General features: G+C 69.8%; 18 protein-coding genes, 1 tRNA gene and 2 pseudogenes. 6 read left to right on the top strand and 15 right to left on the bottom strand.

Annotated elements, in window-relative coordinates; genetic code table 11:
* Positions 1 to 377 precede the first annotated feature (377 nt).
* Entirely contained in the window at positions 378 to 860 is a 483-nt protein-coding gene (locus ACIBN2_RS26155; RefSeq protein ID WP_399137710.1) for a DUF5994 family protein, read from the top strand.
* A 197-nt stretch (positions 861 to 1,057) separates the two neighbouring features.
* Here the strand turns inward: ACIBN2_RS26155 and ACIBN2_RS26150 are convergent, their stop codons facing one another.
* The 8 genes and pseudogenes from ACIBN2_RS26150 to ACIBN2_RS26115 all read right to left on the bottom strand — a co-directional run bounded on the left by ACIBN2_RS26150 (position 1,058) and on the right by ACIBN2_RS26115 (position 5,917).
* The gene (locus ACIBN2_RS26150) at positions 1,058 to 1,192 is read right to left on the bottom strand and encodes a hypothetical protein (RefSeq protein ID WP_399137709.1); all 135 of its coding nucleotides are present in this window, start codon (positions 1,190 to 1,192) and stop codon (positions 1,058 to 1,060) included.
* A 4-nt stretch (positions 1,193 to 1,196) separates the two neighbouring features.
* A complete protein-coding gene (locus ACIBN2_RS26145; protein ID WP_399138225.1) occupies positions 1,197 to 2,438 on the bottom strand; it encodes a PP2C family protein-serine/threonine phosphatase in 1,242 nt (413 codons plus the stop codon).
* A 165-nt stretch (positions 2,439 to 2,603) separates the two neighbouring features.
* Complete coding sequence (locus ACIBN2_RS26140) at positions 2,604 to 3,467, bottom strand: slipin family protein (protein WP_399137707.1); 864 nt, start codon at positions 3,465 to 3,467, stop codon at positions 2,604 to 2,606.
* Positions 3,455 to 4,078 carry a hypothetical protein gene (locus ACIBN2_RS26135; protein WP_399137706.1) on the bottom strand — a complete coding sequence of 208 codons (624 nt, stop codon included), beginning with the start codon at positions 4,076 to 4,078 and terminating at the stop codon, positions 3,455 to 3,457. The genes ACIBN2_RS26140 and ACIBN2_RS26135 overlap by 13 nt, the downstream gene beginning before the upstream one ends.
* 77 nt (positions 4,079 to 4,155) lie before the next feature.
* Positions 4,156 to 4,467, bottom strand: a complete 312-nt coding sequence (locus ACIBN2_RS26130) for an STAS domain-containing protein (protein ID WP_399137705.1) — start codon at positions 4,465 to 4,467, stop codon at positions 4,156 to 4,158.
* Between the two features lie 67 nt (positions 4,468 to 4,534).
* Positions 4,535 to 4,810 carry a hypothetical protein gene (locus tag ACIBN2_RS26125; protein WP_399137703.1) on the bottom strand — a complete coding sequence of 92 codons (276 nt, stop codon included), beginning with the start codon at positions 4,808 to 4,810 and terminating at the stop codon, positions 4,535 to 4,537.
* Between the two features lie 10 nt (positions 4,811 to 4,820).
* Positions 4,821 to 5,553: pseudogene (locus ACIBN2_RS26120) on the bottom strand (DUF5994 family protein).
* 16 nt (positions 5,554 to 5,569) lie between these two features.
* Complete coding sequence (locus ACIBN2_RS26115; protein ID WP_399137701.1) at positions 5,570 to 5,917, bottom strand: hypothetical protein; 348 nt, start codon at positions 5,915 to 5,917, stop codon at positions 5,570 to 5,572.
* 502 nt (positions 5,918 to 6,419) lie between these two features.
* Here ACIBN2_RS26115 and ACIBN2_RS26110 point away from each other — a divergent pair.
* The 3 genes and pseudogenes from ACIBN2_RS26110 (at position 6,420) to ACIBN2_RS26100 (ending at position 8,320) form a co-directional block, all read left to right on the top strand.
* Complete coding sequence (locus ACIBN2_RS26110; protein WP_399137700.1) at positions 6,420 to 7,421, top strand: acyl-CoA desaturase; 1,002 nt, start codon at positions 6,420 to 6,422, stop codon at positions 7,419 to 7,421.
* A 42-nt stretch (positions 7,422 to 7,463) separates the two neighbouring features.
* Positions 7,464 to 7,862 (top strand): DUF5994 family protein, encoded by a 399-nt coding sequence (locus tag ACIBN2_RS26105; RefSeq protein ID WP_399137698.1) that lies wholly within the window; start codon positions 7,464 to 7,466, stop codon positions 7,860 to 7,862.
* Positions 7,863 to 7,942: 80 nt separating this feature from the next.
* Positions 7,943 to 8,320 (top strand): annotated as a pseudogene (locus ACIBN2_RS26100) (DUF5994 family protein).
* A 6-nt stretch (positions 8,321 to 8,326) separates the two neighbouring features.
* Here ACIBN2_RS26100 and ACIBN2_RS26095 read toward each other — a convergent pair.
* From ACIBN2_RS26095 to ACIBN2_RS26070, 6 genes are all read right to left on the bottom strand, one after another.
* Positions 8,327 to 9,088 carry a GAF domain-containing protein gene (locus ACIBN2_RS26095; protein WP_399137696.1) on the bottom strand — a complete coding sequence of 254 codons (762 nt, stop codon included), beginning with the start codon at positions 9,086 to 9,088 and terminating at the stop codon, positions 8,327 to 8,329.
* A complete protein-coding gene (locus ACIBN2_RS26090) occupies positions 9,085 to 9,834 on the bottom strand; it encodes a GAF and ANTAR domain-containing protein (RefSeq protein ID WP_399137695.1) in 750 nt (249 codons plus the stop codon). The genes ACIBN2_RS26095 and ACIBN2_RS26090 overlap by 4 nt, the downstream gene beginning before the upstream one ends.
* 64 nt (positions 9,835 to 9,898) lie before the next feature.
* Entirely contained in the window at positions 9,899 to 10,267 is a 369-nt protein-coding gene (locus tag ACIBN2_RS26085) for an STAS domain-containing protein (protein ID WP_399137693.1), read from the bottom strand.
* Positions 10,268 to 10,626: 359 nt separating this feature from the next.
* Positions 10,627 to 10,700 (bottom strand) — tRNA-Pro (locus ACIBN2_RS26080).
* Between the two features lie 34 nt (positions 10,701 to 10,734).
* Positions 10,735 to 11,520, bottom strand: coding sequence for a Pr6Pr family membrane protein (locus tag ACIBN2_RS26075; protein WP_399137691.1), 786 nt, complete (start codon positions 11,518 to 11,520; stop codon positions 10,735 to 10,737).
* A gap of 157 nt (positions 11,521 to 11,677) precedes the next feature.
* On the bottom strand, positions 11,678 to 12,604 hold the full coding sequence (locus tag ACIBN2_RS26070) for a metallophosphoesterase (RefSeq protein ID WP_399137689.1): 927 nt from the start codon (positions 12,602 to 12,604) through the stop codon (positions 11,678 to 11,680).
* A gap of 94 nt (positions 12,605 to 12,698) precedes the next feature.
* Between ACIBN2_RS26070 and ACIBN2_RS26065 the strand changes: the two genes are divergently transcribed.
* Complete coding sequence (locus ACIBN2_RS26065; protein WP_399137687.1) at positions 12,699 to 13,166, top strand: GatB/YqeY domain-containing protein; 468 nt, start codon at positions 12,699 to 12,701, stop codon at positions 13,164 to 13,166.
* 156 nt (positions 13,167 to 13,322) lie between these two features.
* Here ACIBN2_RS26065 and ACIBN2_RS26060 read toward each other — a convergent pair whose 3' ends face one another.
* Positions 13,323 to 15,605, bottom strand: a complete 2,283-nt coding sequence (locus tag ACIBN2_RS26060; protein WP_399137685.1) for a transglycosylase domain-containing protein — start codon at positions 15,603 to 15,605, stop codon at positions 13,323 to 13,325.
* A 408-nt stretch (positions 15,606 to 16,013) separates the two neighbouring features.
* Between ACIBN2_RS26060 and wblA the strand changes: the two genes are divergently transcribed.
* Positions 16,014 to 16,352 carry a transcriptional regulator WblA gene (gene wblA, locus ACIBN2_RS26055; RefSeq protein ID WP_399138223.1) on the top strand — a complete coding sequence of 113 codons (339 nt, stop codon included), beginning with the start codon at positions 16,014 to 16,016 and terminating at the stop codon, positions 16,350 to 16,352.
* The last annotated feature ends 7 nt before the right edge of the window (positions 16,353 to 16,359 follow it).

The raw sequence follows: 16,359 nt of genomic DNA, 5'->3' as shown, positions 1-16,359 counted from the left end.
TAAACATGACATAGACCCCAGCGGTGCTCGGCAGGAGCTCGGGACGCTCTCAGAAGCACCCGACCCGTTGGACGCCCCGGGCACGGTCCCGGGGCGGCAGCGCCGTCTTTGGGGAGACAGGTGCCTGTGTGTCCCTGGTCAGGCGTTCACAGGGCCTGACCAGGGGCATTCCAGCGTCCGTGGTTCCCCGATCCGTACAGGGCGGCCGGGGCGGCCATGTGTGTGTTCGTGCCGTGGAAGCCAGGCGATGGCGAGTCCCGTGGGGAGTACGCTTCAGTTACCGAGGGCATTGCGTGTGCCGGTGGCCATGCCGGCTCCGTTCTCGGTGACAGACAATGCCAGGCCGGTGCGACCGCGCCTGGAGGCAGGTTCACGACATGGAACCGACTGCCGACCATTCCGTGACCACCGCGATGCGCACCTCCCCACCACCGCAGGTCCGGCTTTCGCTGGCGCCGTACGGGGCCGTCCCGGGCAGGCTCGACGGCGCTTGGTGGCCGTACTCCCACGATCTCATCGGTGAACTGCCTCTTCTGATGGAAGCGATGGGTGGGGCCGGCACCTTTACCAGGGTCACTTTGGGGATCGAGGTGTGGCCCGACGTCCCGCACCGGGTCGCCGTGGGCGAGAACTTCGTGACCGTGGGGTGGTTCGTATCCGGTCACGAGCAGAACGTGATCTTGCTCTGCTCCTATCTCAAGGGGTTTCGCACCTTGCTCGTCATTCCTCCCGCGACGGAGGCCGACACTGCCGCCTGGCTGATGAACACCCCCGCTCCGGTCAATGGCAGCAACGCCGCCACCGAACTGCTGGCGATAGCGAAGACACGGTTCACAGCGCTGGAGGTTCGCGATGGCTGAGCCGGCGGCGCGCCGCGAGCGAGGCCGAGAACAAGTACCGGCGCGGCGACCGGCGTGACCCGACCCCTGGTCAGGAGACCTTCGGCGAAGCTGTGAAGCGGTGGTACGAGGCTCAGGACCTGGCCGCATCGAGGACGAGGCGCTCGTCGGCATCCTGCGCACGGACGTCGACGCGTGGGGAAGAAGGAGCGGGCCGTCTACGCGGCTTCCAGCGTCAAGGCCTGGCGCTCGACGCTCCACCTGATCTTCGAGGCCGCGATCATGACCAGGGTCAGGCGCCTGGTGGCCGGGCTCACCGAGGTCGCCGCAGAGGTCCGCGAGAACGTGATCACCGGATCAGTCCAGGACCGCGAGGTGGTCGGCGGCGCCGCCGCGCCATTCGATCAGGAAGAGGGTCGCGTCGTCGCTGGTTCGGCCGCCCCGTTCCTGCTTCAGCGTGTGGGAGAGCGAGCGCACCATCGCTCGTACTCCCTTCGCCGTGTGTTCGATGCGGTTGACCCATTGGATGAGTTGCTCTTCGCCGAACTGGTCTTCACCGGCTTCGTGCTCCTCGATCAGGCCGTCGGTGAAGCACAGCACCCGGTCGCCGCGCTGGAGCGTCTGCTCGCTGATCCGGGGCTTTTCACCGCCGAAGCCGACCGGCAAGGTGGTCGGTCCTGTCAGTTGCCGCACAACCTGGTGGTTGCGGATCAGGAGCGGTGCGGGGTGGCCCGCATTGACCCACTGCAGGTGGCCCGTTGCGATGTTCAGGCGCATCATCTGGGCGGTGACGAAGTGGTCGGGCCCGAACTGCTCGGCGATGGCCCGGTCCATGAAGGCGTAGATCTCGGACAGGCCGATGTCGGAACGTCTGGCGTGCCGGTAGGCCCCGACGGCGACGGTCGCCATCGTGGCGGCGTCCAGGCCGTGGCCCATCGCGTCGACCATGGCCACGTGCAGGATGTCCTCGTTGAGGGCGTAGTCGAAGCTGTCGCCTGCGACGCTGTAGGCGGGCTCCAGGATGCCCGCCACCGCGACCTGCGGGACGGACATCGCCAGCGGCGGCAGCAGGGACCACTGGATCTCCGCGGCCACGCTCATCGGTTCGCGGCGCCTGGCGAGGAAGAACTGATCGGTGTAGCTGTGCTTGGTGACCAGCATGTCGGCGACCAGGCCCGCGAGCCTGCGCAGCAGCCGCCGGTCGTCGCCGTCGAGGGTGTCCAGGGTGAGGGCCATGACGCCCACCTGGTCGCTGCCGTCCAGCAAGGGCAGGTACATCCGGACGCCGTCGGACCGCGGCACCTCGACAGTGGTCGCCTGCAGGAAGGCCGTGCCGGCGGGAGAGTCGTCGATCGGCTCGGGCTCGCCGACGGTCAGCTGCCGACCCGGCAGCGGCACCAGCTCCAGCTGGCCGTAGTCCTGCAGCAGGATCGAGACGTCGCGGCCACCGACCCTCGCCACCTCTTCCGCGATCAGCGGTGCGATCAGCTGCGGCGGCATCTCGTGTGCCCGGTCCAGCAGCACCCCCAGCAGCCGCTCACCGAATCCTTCCGACCGGTCCAGCGTGCCCTTGTCGGGCCGCCGCCCACCATCCGCCATAACCGACCCGCTCACGTGATCTGTACGCACGAGCTGCTGACACGACCGCGATCAACCCGCACAGAGTGACGCGGCCGACCACCCCGAACAGCCCATTACGCCAGACGTGGCATGTCACACGCGGTCAGGACCGATGCCTACGGGCGATGCCCGGTGCGGCACCCGTCATGCTGCCGTGCCGGGCGCCTCGGTGGCCGGCCACAGTGTCTTGTCCGTCCGGTCGGGTACGGACGGCGGCGGCGTCTTGGCGGAGGCGGCGGCCGCGGTTTCCCGGGCGAGGAAGGAGCCCAGTTCGCCGATGGTGCTCATGAGGGGGGCGGGGAAGACGACGGTGGTGTTCTTGTCGACGCCGATCTCCACCAGGCTCTGCAGATTGCGCAGTTGGAGGGCGAGCGGGTGGGCCATCATCGTGTCCGAGGCGTCGCCGAGCGCGGCGGCCGCCAGCGACTCGCCCTCGGCGTTGATGATCTTCGCTCGCTTCTCCCGCTCGGCCTCGGCCTGGCGGGCCATGGCGCGCTTCATGGTGTCGGGCAGCTGGATGTCCTTCAGTTCGACCAGCGTGACCTGCACGCCCCATTCGACGGTGGTGACGTCCAGGATCTCGCGGATGTCCAGGTTGATGCGGTCGGTCTCCGACAGGGTCTCGTCCAGGGTGTGCTGTCCGACGACTTTGCGCAGGGTGGTCTGGGCGATCTGGTTGATCGCCGCGTGGACGTTCTCGACGGCGACGACCGACTTCACCGCGTCGACCACGCGGAAGTAGGCGACCGCGGACACGTCGACGCTCACGTTGTCCCGGGTGATGATGCCCTGGGACTGGATGGGCATGGTGACGACCCGGAGCGACACCCGGTGCAGGACGTCGACGACTGGGATGATGAACCGCAGTCCCGCGTCGCGGATTCCGACGAGCCGACCGAAGCGGAACAGCACGCCCTTCTCGTACTGCTTGACGACCTTCACGGACAGGGCCAGGCCGAGGAGGGCCAGAACGCCGATCACGATGGCGAGAACGATCAGGGCTTGCATGGGAAGCTCCTCGGGACGAGGGTCGGGGAGTGCGGGGAGTTCCCGGCATCCGTTCGGTCCGGTGTGCTGTGCGCCGGGGAATCCGGCCGCGGCACCCCTGCCACGGGCAGGACCAGCACCCGCAGTGCGACCGGCCCGGGCAGCCGCATGATCGCGCCGATCTCCAGCCACCCCCAGGACTGGAACGCGGTGCGGGCGGCCCGGTCGTAGGGAGGGACCAGGGTGACCCCGAGTGAGGCGTCGAGGTCCGCGAGCAGGCGTTCCTGCAGCCGGTCGCCGATGTCGCGGTTCTGCTCGTGCGGGTGGGCCACGACCTGGGTGAGGGCGAAGACCCGTCCGGCGGCGGTGAGCTGCTCGATGCTCCACGGCAGTGGGCCGGCAAAGCCCCGCCACCAGGAGCCGTCGCGGCCGACCGGGAAGCCGAAGGCGCAGCCGGCCAGGGTCGTCGTCTCCGCGACCAGCAGGGCGAAGCCCGGACGCCGGATGTCACCCGCCAGACGGCGGAGGAACCCTTCCCGGTCGCGGTACTTCCCGCCGCCCGCTCCGATGGCGGACTTCACGTACAGGTCGGCAAAGTTCTCCCGCAGGGCCTCGGCCTGCCCTCGGTTCAACCGGCGCAGCCGGATCGCGTTCGGGAGGACGGGCTCATCTACTCCCCTCCTGCGCACCGCTGTCCCGGCCCCGTTCATCACAGGAGCACTCGATCGGAGCCGGTGTCCGCGAGGAGCCGTGCGGTCTGTGGGCACGGGTAGTGCAGGCGCAGGGACGCGTGGGTCTCGGCGGCGTGCCGCGACGCGTCGAGGAAGACGCCCAGGCCGCTGGTGTCGCAGAGGCCGACGGTGGTCAGGTCGACATCGATGGTGGTCATACCGTCCAGCAGGCACCGCTCCAGAGCCGTGCGCACCAGGGGCGCGGTGACCGGGACGATCTCGCCGGCCAGGGTGATCAGTGCCCGCGTGCCCCGGTCGTGCCGGTAGATGTTGAGCTGCGGAAGAGTCATGACTCCTCGGTTCATGGGCCCGGCTGCTCCTTGCGCAGTCGATGGCCCGGTGACGGAAACCGGCTGGTCACCTGTGGTGAGTGGTACGGCTGCGTCGGCGGCGCGGTGGGAAGCGGCCGCGGCCCCCGTCGCGGTGGTCCCGTCGCTCGCCGGAGGTCGGGGACTCGGACCGACCGGGTTCCACCGGAAGCTGCGGCGTGCCGCGTCCGCGGCGGCCGGGCCGGGCGGCGCTGTATCGGTGCACGGCGATTCTGTCGGCGTGCTCGATGTTGAGCCGGTGGATCACGTATGCCGCCGCTGCGATGAGGACGATGAAGGCCGCGACCGTCAGGAAGGCGTTCATGGCGGCCGCCTCACATGCCGGCGATCGGGCGACCGGGCTGGTGCGGGACGGCCGCGGACATCGCGGAGGCGCCGCCCTCGTACTCCCATGCCTCGTCCGGGTCCAGTGGGTCGCCGGTCGCGGCGACGCCGTGCCGGGCCTCGTCCGCTGCGATGAGCGCGCTCGCGGTCAGGGGCGGGCCGTCGTATTCGGACGCGGCAGCCATCAGCCGGGCCGCCGACTCCGCCCCGGTCTCCGGCGGGATGATCAGCAGGTCCCAGCGTCCGGTGCCGTAGGAGAGCAGCAGTAGCTTGTGCGGGTCGATTTCCGGGGTGAACCAGCCGACCTTGACGATGTGGCCGTTCACGGGAACCTGGCGGGGGATGACCGGCCAGTACCTCGGGTTGACGGCGATACGCGTGATGCGGCCCCACAAGGGGTCCAACACGTCGGTCAGAAGGGGCAGCTCGCTCAGCAGGTCCCGGGAGCGGGGCCACCAGGCACCGTCCACGAGTCCACGGGAGGGGCCGTCGGTCTTCAGGGTGAGACGCGCGGCCGGAGCTGCGACGGGCTCGGGTTGCGGCAGGGTGTGGAGCAAGGTCGCCGACATGATGCGGACCCGTCTCCGGGCCGCCTCTTGCAGCGGCCCGGGTTTCATCTCTCGCCGAGAACGACCCGGCGTGGAAGCCGGTGTGCGAAATGCCCTCGGTAACCTCAACACTACTCCGCGCTCCGCCACGACGCGGAGTAGTGGCTGGCTGGATGTGGAGTAGTGGCCGCCTAGATGTGGAGCAGTCGCTGGGTGATCTCCCGGTACTGCCTCACTGCGTGCCGGAGTTGGTCCGACCGGGTGTCGGGGTCCTGGTCCTGCCAGCCGGCGCGAAGAAGACGCCGTCGTTCCGCGAGGGCGTTCACGAGCTGGGCGGTGGCTTCGTCGTAGGCGCTCTCGGCCTCTTCCAGCGCCTTGAGTGGGGTGTCGGCGAAGGTGTTGAGGGCGTGCCGGAGGCGCTGGACGATCTTGTCCTGTTGGTCCGACGGGAGCAGTGGCTCCGGGCCCGGGGTACGGCGCTCGGCAGGGCCCGGGGGTTGGTCCGTGGACTGCCGGGCGCGTGTCTGGTCGTACATCATCGGGGGCCGCTTCCGTTCCGCCTGAAGGCGCCGCTGGCTTTCGCGACGGCCTGCTTCAGGCTTCCGGAAACCCGGTCGGCCCTGCCCCGGCGCTGCAGTCGCCTGTTGCGGGTGACCCGGCCGAGCTCTTCCGTGATCCTGCCCTTCATCGTCTGCGCCTGATTCCTGATGGCCCGTGAAACGGTCATGGCCCGCCTCGCTGTTGTCCGGTAGGTGGGTTCCCGCGGGGTCTGGGCGAGGCGCGTAGGCGGAATGCGTCGCCGTGGGTTCCGGAGTGGCATGGCCCTGCACCGCGCTGCCAGTCAACGTCCGGCGACGGTCGGTGTCAACGCGGTGGCCATGCTGTCCGGCCCGCCTCGTTCCGGAGCACACGGGAGTACGGTGAAGGAAGCGAGGGCCCTTCGTTGCCGGCGTCCGAACCGGCCCTGTCCTCGCGTCTCCCGTCACAGGGGCAGCCCCTGACCCCGGCCGCGCCACCCGCGCCGAGGCCGAGGAGCCCCGAATGTCACTCGATTCCGCCAGGTCCACGACGGCGATTCCGCCGGACACCGCTTCGCCGTCCCAGGTCTACGACGGGACGTCGCCCTTCCCGCCGGACGGTCCGGTGCCCGCGCGCGACGGCGGGGAGCGGCTGTACGTGATGGTGACGGCGGTGATCGTCGTCCTGCCGTTCGTGGCCCTTGGGCTGGTCGGCTGGCTGCTGTGGGGGCGGCTCATCCACCCCGCCGATGTCGTGCTTGCCGCCGTCCTCTACACGGTCACCGGCCTCGGCGTCACGGTCGGCTTCCACCGCGGTCTCACGCACGGCGGCTACCGGGCCGTCCGTCCCGTGCGGATCGCGTTCGCGGTGGCCGGATCGATGAGTTTCCAGGGCGATGTCATCGGCTGGGTGGCCACCCACCGCCGCCACCACGCGTTCACGGACCGGCCGGGAGACCCGCACTCGCCGTACCGCTACGGCACCCATCTGCGCGGCCAGTTGCGCGGGCTCCTGCACGCGCACGTCGGCTGGCTGTTCCGCAACGACCTCACGCCGGCGGAGCGTTACGCCCCCGACCTCCTCGCCGACCGCGACATTCGTGCCGTCGCCCGCGCCTTCCCGGCGCTGTGCGTCCTCACGCTCGCGCTGCCGTTCGGGCTGGGCTGGGCGATCGGCGGCACCTGGCTGTACGGCGTAACAGCCCTCCTGTGGGCGGGACTTGTCCGCATCGCCCTGCTCCACCACGTCACCTGGAGTGTGAACTCCCTGTGCCACGTGATCGGTGAGCGGCCGTTCCGCACCCGGCGTCACGACCGGGCCACCAACCTGTGGCCGCTGGCCCTGCTCTCGTTCGGCGAGAGCTGGCACAACCTCCACCACGCCGACCCCACCAGCGCCCGGCACGGCGTCGACCGCGGTCAGCTCGACCCGTCGGCCGCTGTCATCCGCCTCCTCGAACGCCTCGGCTGGGTGCACGACGTGCGCTGGCCGAGTCCGGCCCGCGTCGACGCCCGTCGCGCCTGACGTCAACCACGCATCCACGTACGGCAGTTGGCAGGAGCCCTCATGACCACCGTACTGCAGCCCCCGCTTCCCTCCCATCCTGTCCTCCGTCTGCGCCTGGCGCCCCGTGGAAACCTGCCGCGGGCCATCGATGGCGCGTGGTGGCCCCGTTCGTACGACTTGCTGACCGAACTCCCGCGACTGCTGGGCGGGTTGCCGCGCGAGTGGGGCCACATCACCAGTGTCACGGTCAACGGGACGACGTGGTCAGCGGTGCCCGGCCGGATGCTCGTCTCCAACCAGGTCGTACGACTGCACAGGACCCGCACGGCGTCCGCACCGCGCACCATCGTCCTGCTCGCGCCCGGCCGTGGGCGCTGGGACCTGCTGGTCGTGCCTCCGGACACGACCGAGCAGGCGGCCGAATCGCTCATGGCGGCCGCCGCGGGCGGTCACGTCTGAGCCAGTGGCGGGGCGGTGACGGTGACGTCACCGCCCCGGCCGTCAGTGCTCCGGTGATGCGCCGGGCAATGCGCGACAGGCTGTCCGGCTCCGGCTCCTCGCGGGTGACCAGGCTCCTGCCGGACGCCTTCCACCAGGTGGTGAAGCCCGGGACGGCCGTCCTACGGCTGGATAGCGTGGTGGCCGCGTTCCCGTGACATCACAGCCGAGCTTCCCGGCCTGATCTCCGCACCGGCCGAGTACCTCGGGCCGATCATGCGCGTCGGACTGGACGCTGCCGCCTGGGAGGGGCTGCCGACGCGGATGACCATCGAAGGCCGCGTCGTTCACGTCCCGCCGCCGCGATGCCCGACGCCGCGCGCGCCGCCATGGCCGAGGCCGTCCGCGTCGACAACGTCACGCAGGCCGGACAGATCCTCATCGACACCGGCACCGGTCGGGTGGTGCCGGAGGCGTGACGTCGGTCAGTCGGAGCTGTCGCCGGGCCGGGCCGGCGCGGGGATGGTGGTGGTGTCGAAGTCGCCCGAGATGATCTGCGTGGCCAGGTCTGACAGGCGCAGCCGGCGGGAGCGGGCGTACGACCGGAAGGCGGCGAAGGCGTCGTCGACGGAGGAGTTCCAGCGTTCCGCCAGGACGCCTTTGACCTGTTCGATCAGGATGCGGCTGGTCAGGGCGGTCTCCAGCTGGCTGTTCTCGAGGTGCGACTGTTCCAGGGTGCGCTGCTGGAGGATCGCGATGGTGGCGACGTCGGCGAGGGCCTGGGCGAGCGCGATGTCGTCGTCGCCCAGGCGGTGCGGCGTTTTCTGGAAGAGGTTGAGGGTGCCGACGATCCGGTTGCGCAGGCGCAGCGGGATGGCGTGGGTGGCCGCGTACCCCGTCTCGCGGGCCCGTGCGGCGAAGCGCGGCCAGCCGGCGGTGGCCTCCGCCCGCGCCAGGTCGACGTTGGTCCGGGCGGTGCCGGTGCGGTAGCACTCGACGCACGGGCCCTGGTCGTGCTGGAGCGCGAAGAGTTCCAGCAGGCGTGTGTGCTCGTCGGAGGCGGCGATGATCTGCAGTTCACCGTGCGCGTCGGCGAGCAGGATCCCGGCGGCCGACACGTCGAGCAGTTCGACGCAGCGCGTGGACAGCCGCTGCAGCAGGTCGATGACGTCGAAGTCCTCGACGAGGGAGTCCGCCACCTCCACGAAGATCTCGGCCAGACGTCGTTCGCGGGCCATGCCGATCATCCCTTTCCACCGTCGGGCGAATACGGCCCGCTCATATCGTCGTCGAAGTCGTTGCCGAAGCGCAGCCTGCGGGCGACCACGTCCGCCGCGACCTCGCCGAGGGGGCGCTCGCCGCTGTACGCGTGGGCGCGCAGGCGCAGCAGCGCCTCTTCCATGGACACGTCCAGCTGGACGCTGATCATTCCCGTGGCCTGGTGCACGACCGCGCGGCGCAGCACCGAGGGAGGTTCCAGGTCCATGCCGAGCCCGGGAACGCCCCCGTCCCCGTTGCGTCGGTCGCCGTTCAGGAGAGCGCTGGTCAGCGCGGCTGTCAGTGCCGTGGCGTCCGTGTACTGCTGCTGGTTCAGCCGCCTGTCGCCGTCGCACAGCACGGTCAGCACGCCGATCCGGATGGCCCCGATGCCCAGCGGGAAGCAGCACACACCGTGTACGCCCAGCTCGCGCGCGGCGGGCAGCAGCGCGGGCCACCTCTCGGGGCGCACCCGGGCCAGGTCCGGTTCCACGACGGGCGCCCCGGTGCGGACCGCGTCCGATGCCGGGCCCTCGCCCAGCGTGAACTGCAGTTCTTCGAACCGCGCGCTCAGCTCGGAATGGCACCACAGCGGCTCGGTAGACCGCCTGGCACCGACCAACAGCGACAGCGCGACCCCCTCGGCGCCCAACGCCCGCGTGCACGCCTGTGCCGCGTCGTCGGCACCGCCTCGGTGCAGCGACCGCAGAACCTCGGCCATGCCGTCGCTGATCACCGTTCTCCGCTCCCTGGCGGCCGGGGCACTTCGGGGTGAGACGCCGTCCGACTTGCGCTGTACATTACGTTCCCCGGCCCGCCGCCGCACGGTCCGCGGGTATGCCCTGCCAGGCGTCCTGGGCGCTCGCATACCGCGGGAAGTGCTCCAGCAGACCCGCGGCCCGGAACACGGGACTTGCGCCTGTCCGGTTGTGCGGGACCCGCACCGTTCCGAGCCGCTCATGACAGTCCTCCCACGCCGCGCACGGCGGGTCCAGGACGCTGCCGTCCATGAAGCTGACGCCGACCAGATCGACGATCAGGAACAGCCGCCCGCTGTCGTGCCGGGCGTCCTCCAGACCACGCGTGAAGGCCGGCACGGTCGACACGTCCAACTCGCCGCCCGCGGTGACCACACGCAACTCGTCGAACAGGTAGGGATGCGGGCACATGCGCCCCATCTCCTCTGTCACCGGGGTGGCTCTCGCCATGCGCAGGGCCTCTGTTGCGCGGAACGACACTTCACGGAGAGGGCCGGGGTCACGGGCAGCCGTGTGACGAGAGTACCGCCGTGAAGGGATCGACCGATCGCCCCTTCTCCAGGTATCCAGGAGGGTGGTCGAAAGTGTCGCCCCTGGTTGGTTCCCGACGGGGTCGAGGGCGAAGATGCAAGAGAGTGGTGCGGGCGAAGGCCGTTGCCCGGGAGCCGGATTCCGCACTCGGCTCCCAGATGTCTCCCGAATGGCCCCCAGAACCACTCAGGGACCCGACCCGCGATGCGGATCAGGCCCCTGACTTGGTGTTTCAGCTGTCGGGGTGGCGGGATTTGAACCCACGACCTCTTCGTCCCGAACGAAGCGCGCTGCCAAGCTGCGCTACACCCCGATCGTCGCCGCTGCTCGCGGCGACGTCGTTTACTTTAGCCCACGGGTGGCTGGAGACGAAATCCGGTTTTGCGGCGGGGGCGGACCGGGTTGGGGCGGGCGTGGTCGAGGGCGACGAGGAGGACCGCCAGGCCGTAGAAGGCGAGGCCGAGGAGGAGGGCGTTGGCGAGGACGTTCTTGTAGCTGTGGAGATCGACGTCCAGGAAGGGGTAGAGGTAGCGGCCCGGTGTCTTGGGCGGGATCAGCTCGCCCCTCGCGAAGGAGAACAGCAGGTAGGCCAGCGGGTAGAGCAGCCACGTCGCGGCCTGGCGGAGGTGGAGGCGGCCGCGGGGCGTCAGCAGCAGCCAGTCCAGCAGGGCCGCGAGCGGGACCGCCGTGTGCAGGATCTGGTTGCTGATCCACTGCCAGCCGGTCAGGGCCGTGGTGGTGCCCGTCATGGTGAACGCGGGTGAGGCGTCGGCCAGGAGCAGGTGGTACACCAGCGCGGTGATGGTGATGTAGAGCAGCGTCGCGCCGGTCCACGCCGAGGGGAGCGGGCGGCGGGCCGCCCAGGCGCGGCGGGCCGAGAGGGCGAAGACCACGGCCAGGAGGATGTTGCTCTGGATCGTGAAGTAGCTCAGGACCCGGACGGGGCTGCCGAGGAGCAGGTCGATGGTGACGCCGGCCGCTGCCGCCAGGGCGACCAGGAGGCGGTACACGGCGGCGAGGGGGCGGCGTACGGGAGTCACCACTGCGGCGGCGGGGACAGCGGAGGGCAGCAGCGTGGGCATGCCGGGGAGGGCGGGGAGGTCCGGGATGTCCCTGGGTATCGGGGCGGTCATGCCCTCAAGTTAGACAAAAGGGTCATATGTGGCGAGGTGAGTGGGCCGCGCGGGTTACCCTCCCCGGCCCACGGCGTCAGCCCCGCTCACCGGCGTCAGCCTGCCCCCGGCATCCACCCCCGGCGTCAGCCCCCGGCATCCGCCCCGCCCCCGGACGTCAGTCCCGGCTCACCAGCGTCAGCAGCGACGCCTCCGGCGGGCAAGCGAACCGGACCGGCGTGTAGCGGTTCGTGCCGCAGCCGGCCGACACGTGGAGATAGGACGTGCGGCCCTCCGCCGAGTGCGTCGACAGGCCCTTCACCCGTTCCGTGTCCAGGTCGCAGTTGGTGACCAGGGCGCCGTAGAAGGGGAGGCAGAGCTGCCCGCCGTGCGTGTGGCCCGCGAGGATCAGCGGGTACGCGTCCGCCGCGAAGGAGTCCAGCACGCGCAGGTACGGCGCGTGCACCACGCCCATCGAGAAGTCGGCCGCGCCGGAGGGACCGCCGGCCACCTGGAGGTAGCGGTCGCGTTTGATGTGCGGGTCGTCCAGGCCCGTGAGCTCCACCGAGACGCCCTCGACCTTGAGCGTGCCGCGCGTGTTCGTCAGGTTCAGCCAGCCCGCCGCGTCGAAGCCGTCCCGCAGGTCCTCCCACGGGTTGTGGATCGCGCCGACCACCGGCGGGTTGCCGTTCAGGCCGTGGCGCCGCTGGGCCTTCTCCATCAGGTAGCGGGCCGGGTTGCGGAACCTGGGGCCGTAGTAGTCGTTCGAGCCGAAGACGTACGCCCCGGGGAACTCCATCAGCGGGCCCAGCGCGTCCAGGACCTCCGGCACGCCCTCCGGGTCGGACAGGTTGTCACCGGTGTTGATCACGAAGTCGGGGCGCAGGCCGGCCAGCGACCGCAGCCAGCGCTGCTTCTTGCGCTGCCCGCCGACCATGTGGATGTCGGAGACCTGGAGGATGCGCAGAGGCTGCATTCCCGCCGGCAGAACGGGGACCGTCACCCGTCGCAGCCGGAAGGAGCGGGCCTCGAAACCCGCCGCGTACACCACACCGGCGGCGCCGGCCGCCGCGATTCCCAGAGGTACTCCGTATCGAGCGCGCATACGTCCATCGTGTCAGACCCGGAGACCCTCCTGAGCCTCACCGCCCCTTAAATCAACGGGCATCGGGCGTTGCGCACCTGCGACAATCGGTGCCATGACCACCACGCTCAAGTCGAAGCTGCACGAAGACCTCAACGCCGCGATCAAGGAGCGCGACGAGCTGCGCTCCTCGACGCTCCGGCTGACGCTCGCCGCGATCACCAAGGAGGAGGTCGCGGGCAAGGAGAAGCGCGAGCTCTCCGACGACGAGGTGCTGAAGGTGATCACCAAGGAGGCGAAGAAGCGCCGGGAGGCGGCCGACGCCTTCGCGGAGGGTGGGCGGCCGGAGAGCGCCGAGCGGGAGAAGGCGGAGGGCGAGGTGCTCGCCGCGTACCTGCCCAAGCAACTCGGTGACGAGGAGCTGAACCGGATCGTCGCCCAGGCCGTCGAGGAGGCCAGGGCGGCCGGCGCCGAGGGCCCCCGCGCGATGGGTGCCGTCATGAAGATCGTGAACCCGAAGGTGGCGGGCCAGGCCGAGGGCGGCCGTGTCGCCGCGGCGGTGAAGAAGCTGCTGGCCGGCTGATCCGCCGGGGGAGCCGTACGGGAGACGGCCCCTGACCGTCGTACGAGAGTGATCTCGCTACGACGGTCAGGGGCCGTCCCTGTCTCAGCTCACCGTCCGGCTCGCGGCGGGCCCGTTCGCGGCGGGTGGCCGGGTCCGGCGGGCCGCATCACGGCATCAGCCGCGCCGCCCTCCGTTGCCGTTGCCTCCGGTGCCGTTCTGGCCCTGGAACAGGTTGGACGGGATGGAGAAGGTGGGCGTCGGGAAGGTGCCGCCGTTCGTGTTGCCTCCGTCGGTGCCGCCGTTGGTCAGGCCGCCGATGAGACCGCCGTCGGTGTTGCCGCCGTTGCCGCCGTTCTTCCCGTCGCCGTGGCCGTGGCCCTTGTTGCCGTCCGGGATGTCGACGAGGTTGAAGTCCTCCACCGGCTTGCCGTCCAGGGCGCCGCTCATCATGTCCCGCCAGATCGGGCCGGGGACCTGACCGCCGTAGACCTTGGCGTTCCAGGTGCCGCCGATGCTGATGTTGACCATCCGGCGCTTGTGGGTGGGGTCGCCGACCCAGACCGCGCCCGCCATGTTCGGCGTGTAGCCGACGAACCAGGCCGCGTAGCGGTTGTCCGTCGTACCGGTCTTGCCCGCGCTCGGGCGGCTGCCGAGGCCCGCCTGCTGACCCGTACCGTCCTCGACCACGCCCTTCAGGAGCGTGCTCACCGTGTCGGCGGTCTTCTCCGACATGGCGCGCGAGCAGGTCGACTTCGGCACCGCCAGCGACTTCTTCTGGCTGCCGACGGTCTGGGTGATGGACTCGATGGCGACCGGCGTGCAGTACATGCCGCGCGAGGCGAAGGTCGCGTACGCGTTCGCCATCGTCAGCGGGGACATCTCCTGGGTGCCGAGCGCGATGGAGGGCGCCTGCTGCATCTTGCCGCCGTCCGCCCGCGCCACGCCCATCTTCTGGGCCATGTCGACGACCGGGCAGATACCGATGTCGCTGATCAGCTGCACGTAGTAGGTGTTGACCGACTTCGCGGTCGCCTCCTTCATGCTGTACGGACCGTGCTCCTCGGTGTTCTCGTTCGTCAGCTTGGCCGGGTTGTTCGGGTCGGTGCGCCACTCCTTGCCGTCACAGATCGACACCGGGCTCGGATACGCCATCGCGTACGGCGAGGAGTACGACTGTGTCGCCGGCGTGCCGCCCTCCAGCGCCGCCGCGGCCACGATCGGCTTGAACGTCGAACCGGTCTGGTAGCCCGCGCCGCCGCCCGCGCTCTGGTCCACGGAGAGGTTGATCTGCGTCTCGTGCTTGCGGAAGCCGTAGGGCCGGGACTGGCCCATCGCGAGGATCCTGCCGGTGCCGGGCTCGACGATGGTGGCGGCGGTGGCCACGTCGTCGCTCTTGTAGACGTGGTCCTTGATCGACGCCTGGGCCGACTCCTGGGCCTGCGGGTCCATCGTCGTACGGATCGTCAGACCGCCCTGGTTCCAGACCTTCGCCCGGGCCTCCTTGGTCTTGCCGAAGACCGGGTCGTTCAGGAACACCTCGCGCACGTAGTCGCAGAAGAAGCCGGCGCCCTTGACCGCGGTGATGCAGCCGTTCTTGGGCTTGCTGGGATTGAGGCCCAGCGGCGTCCTCCCGGCCTTGTCGGCCTCCGCCTGCGAGATGTCGCCCATGTCGGCCATGCGCTGGAGCACGGTGTTGCGGCGCTTGGTGGCCTCCGCCTCGTCGTTGACCGGGTCGTACCGGGTGGGCGACTGGACGATGCCCGCGAGAAGCGCCGACTCCTGGACGTTGAGGTCCTTGGCGTGCTTGGAGAAGTAGCGCTCGGCGGCCGCCTCGACGCCGTAGGCCTGCTCACCGAAGAACGTGATGTTCAGGTAGTTCTCGAGGATCTTCTTCTTGCCGAGCTCCTCCTCGACCTGGATCGCGTACTTCAGCTCCTTGATCTTGCGGCCGAGGGTCTGCTGGGTGGCCTGGGCGACCTTCGTCGGGTCGTCGCCGGCCTCCTCCACGAAGACGTTCTTCACGTACTGCTGGGTGAGAGTGGAGGCGCCCTGGGAGACTCCGCCGCTCTGCGCGTTCTTGTTCAGCGCGCGCAGGATGCCCTTGAGGTCGACGGCGCCGTGCTGGTAGTAGCGCGAGTCCTCGATCGCCACGATCGCCTTCTGCATGTACGGCGAGATGTCCTTGAGGTTCACCACCGTGCGGTCACGCGAGTAGACGGTGGCGATCTGGCCGCCTTCGGCGTCGAGGATGGAGGTGCGCTGACTCAGCGGCGGCGTCTTGAGGTTGGCCGGCAGCTCGTCGAAGCTCTCCACCGATCCCTTGGCGGTCAGTCCGAGCGCGCCTACGGCGGGCAGCGCGATGCCCGCCAGTACGGCTCCGGCGAGCACACTGACACCGAGGAACTTGGCGGCCTGCTGCGTTGGCGACAGACCACCGCCCGAGCGCTTCTTTGGCATGAGGGCAGCCTACGTTCTCATTCGCCGGACACGCGTATATGCCTTGGCCTAAGCTGCTCCCAACTGTCACAGCAGTAGGGCCACGTATCAATACGTCCGGCGACCCCGAATCGTTCCGGAGGTTCCCCGACTTTTTTGGTGGGGACGTGCCCGAATCCGCCTCGTGTGTCAGTTGACGCCCGTTGTGACCCAACAGAACTGTCCCGGTTTGCCGGGAAGGTCACGTATGTCACCAGCTCACTCCCCCGGGTGATCTGCCGCTTACGCATAGTCCGTTCGGGCCATTCAAGATTGGGCCCGCTGGGGGTGTTGCGCTGTGCCCACCTTCCGTAACGTCCTCAACTGGCGGCGGTGAATATGCCGCTGCCGCCGTGGGGGAGCCTCGATTCGGGAGAGGACGGCGCCGGTATGGGCTGGGTAACCGACTGGAGTGCGCAGGCCGCCTGCCGCACTACCGATCCGGATGAACTGTTCGTGCAGGGAGCAGCGCAGAACAGGGCCAAGGCGGTGTGCACCGGATGTCCGGTACGCACCGAATGCCTGGCCGATGCGCTGGACAACCGCGTCGAGTTCGGCGTGTGGGGAGGCATGACGGAGCGTGAGCGCCGCGCACTGCTGCGCAGGCGGCCCACGGTGACCTCCTGGCGTCGGCTCCTCGAGACGGCTCGCCTGGAGTACGAGCGCGGAGTGGGCATCCTGCCGCTCGACGACGACCAGGTGTACGAGAACTTCGCGGCGGTGAGCTGAGGGCACC

The sequence above is a fragment of the Streptomyces sp. NPDC050534 genome (assembly GCF_044457745.1).
Taxonomy (GTDB): Bacteria; Actinomycetota; Actinomycetes; order Streptomycetales; family Streptomycetaceae; genus Streptomyces.
The sequence above is the reverse complement of the archived record's forward strand: the minus strand, read 5'-3'. Positions and strand labels throughout refer to the sequence as shown.

Excerpts from the sequence above, each read along its gene's own strand:
- ACIBN2_RS26155 (WP_399137710.1), top strand. The coding sequence starts at position 378 with ATGGAACCGACTGCCGACCATTCCGTGACCACCGCGATGCGCACCTCC.
- ACIBN2_RS26145 (WP_399138225.1), bottom strand. The coding sequence starts at position 2,438 with ATGGCGGATGGTGGGCGGCGGCCCGACAAGGGCACGCTGGACCGGTCG.
- ACIBN2_RS26140 (WP_399137707.1), bottom strand. The coding sequence starts at position 3,467 with ATGCAAGCCCTGATCGTTCTCGCCATCGTGATCGGCGTTCTGGCCCTC.
- ACIBN2_RS26130 (WP_399137705.1), bottom strand. The coding sequence starts at position 4,467 with ATGACTCTTCCGCAGCTCAACATCTACCGGCACGACCGGGGCACGCGG.
- ACIBN2_RS26125 (WP_399137703.1), bottom strand. The coding sequence starts at position 4,810 with ATGAACGCCTTCCTGACGGTCGCGGCCTTCATCGTCCTCATCGCAGCG.
- ACIBN2_RS26115 (WP_399137701.1), bottom strand. The coding sequence starts at position 5,917 with ATGATGTACGACCAGACACGCGCCCGGCAGTCCACGGACCAACCCCCG.
- ACIBN2_RS26110 (WP_399137700.1), top strand. The coding sequence starts at position 6,420 with ATGTCACTCGATTCCGCCAGGTCCACGACGGCGATTCCGCCGGACACC.
- ACIBN2_RS26105 (WP_399137698.1), top strand. The coding sequence starts at position 7,464 with ATGACCACCGTACTGCAGCCCCCGCTTCCCTCCCATCCTGTCCTCCGT.
- ACIBN2_RS26095 (WP_399137696.1), bottom strand. The coding sequence starts at position 9,088 with ATGATCGGCATGGCCCGCGAACGACGTCTGGCCGAGATCTTCGTGGAG.
- ACIBN2_RS26085 (WP_399137693.1), bottom strand. The coding sequence starts at position 10,267 with ATGTGCCCGCATCCCTACCTGTTCGACGAGTTGCGTGTGGTCACCGCG.
- ACIBN2_RS26075 (WP_399137691.1), bottom strand. The coding sequence starts at position 11,520 with ATGACCGCCCCGATACCCAGGGACATCCCGGACCTCCCCGCCCTCCCC.
- ACIBN2_RS26070 (WP_399137689.1), bottom strand. The coding sequence starts at position 12,604 with ATGCGCGCTCGATACGGAGTACCTCTGGGAATCGCGGCGGCCGGCGCC.
- ACIBN2_RS26065 (WP_399137687.1), top strand. The coding sequence starts at position 12,699 with ATGACCACCACGCTCAAGTCGAAGCTGCACGAAGACCTCAACGCCGCG.
- ACIBN2_RS26060 (WP_399137685.1), bottom strand. The coding sequence starts at position 15,605 with ATGCCAAAGAAGCGCTCGGGCGGTGGTCTGTCGCCAACGCAGCAGGCC.
- wblA (WP_399138223.1), top strand. The coding sequence starts at position 16,014 with ATGGGCTGGGTAACCGACTGGAGTGCGCAGGCCGCCTGCCGCACTACC.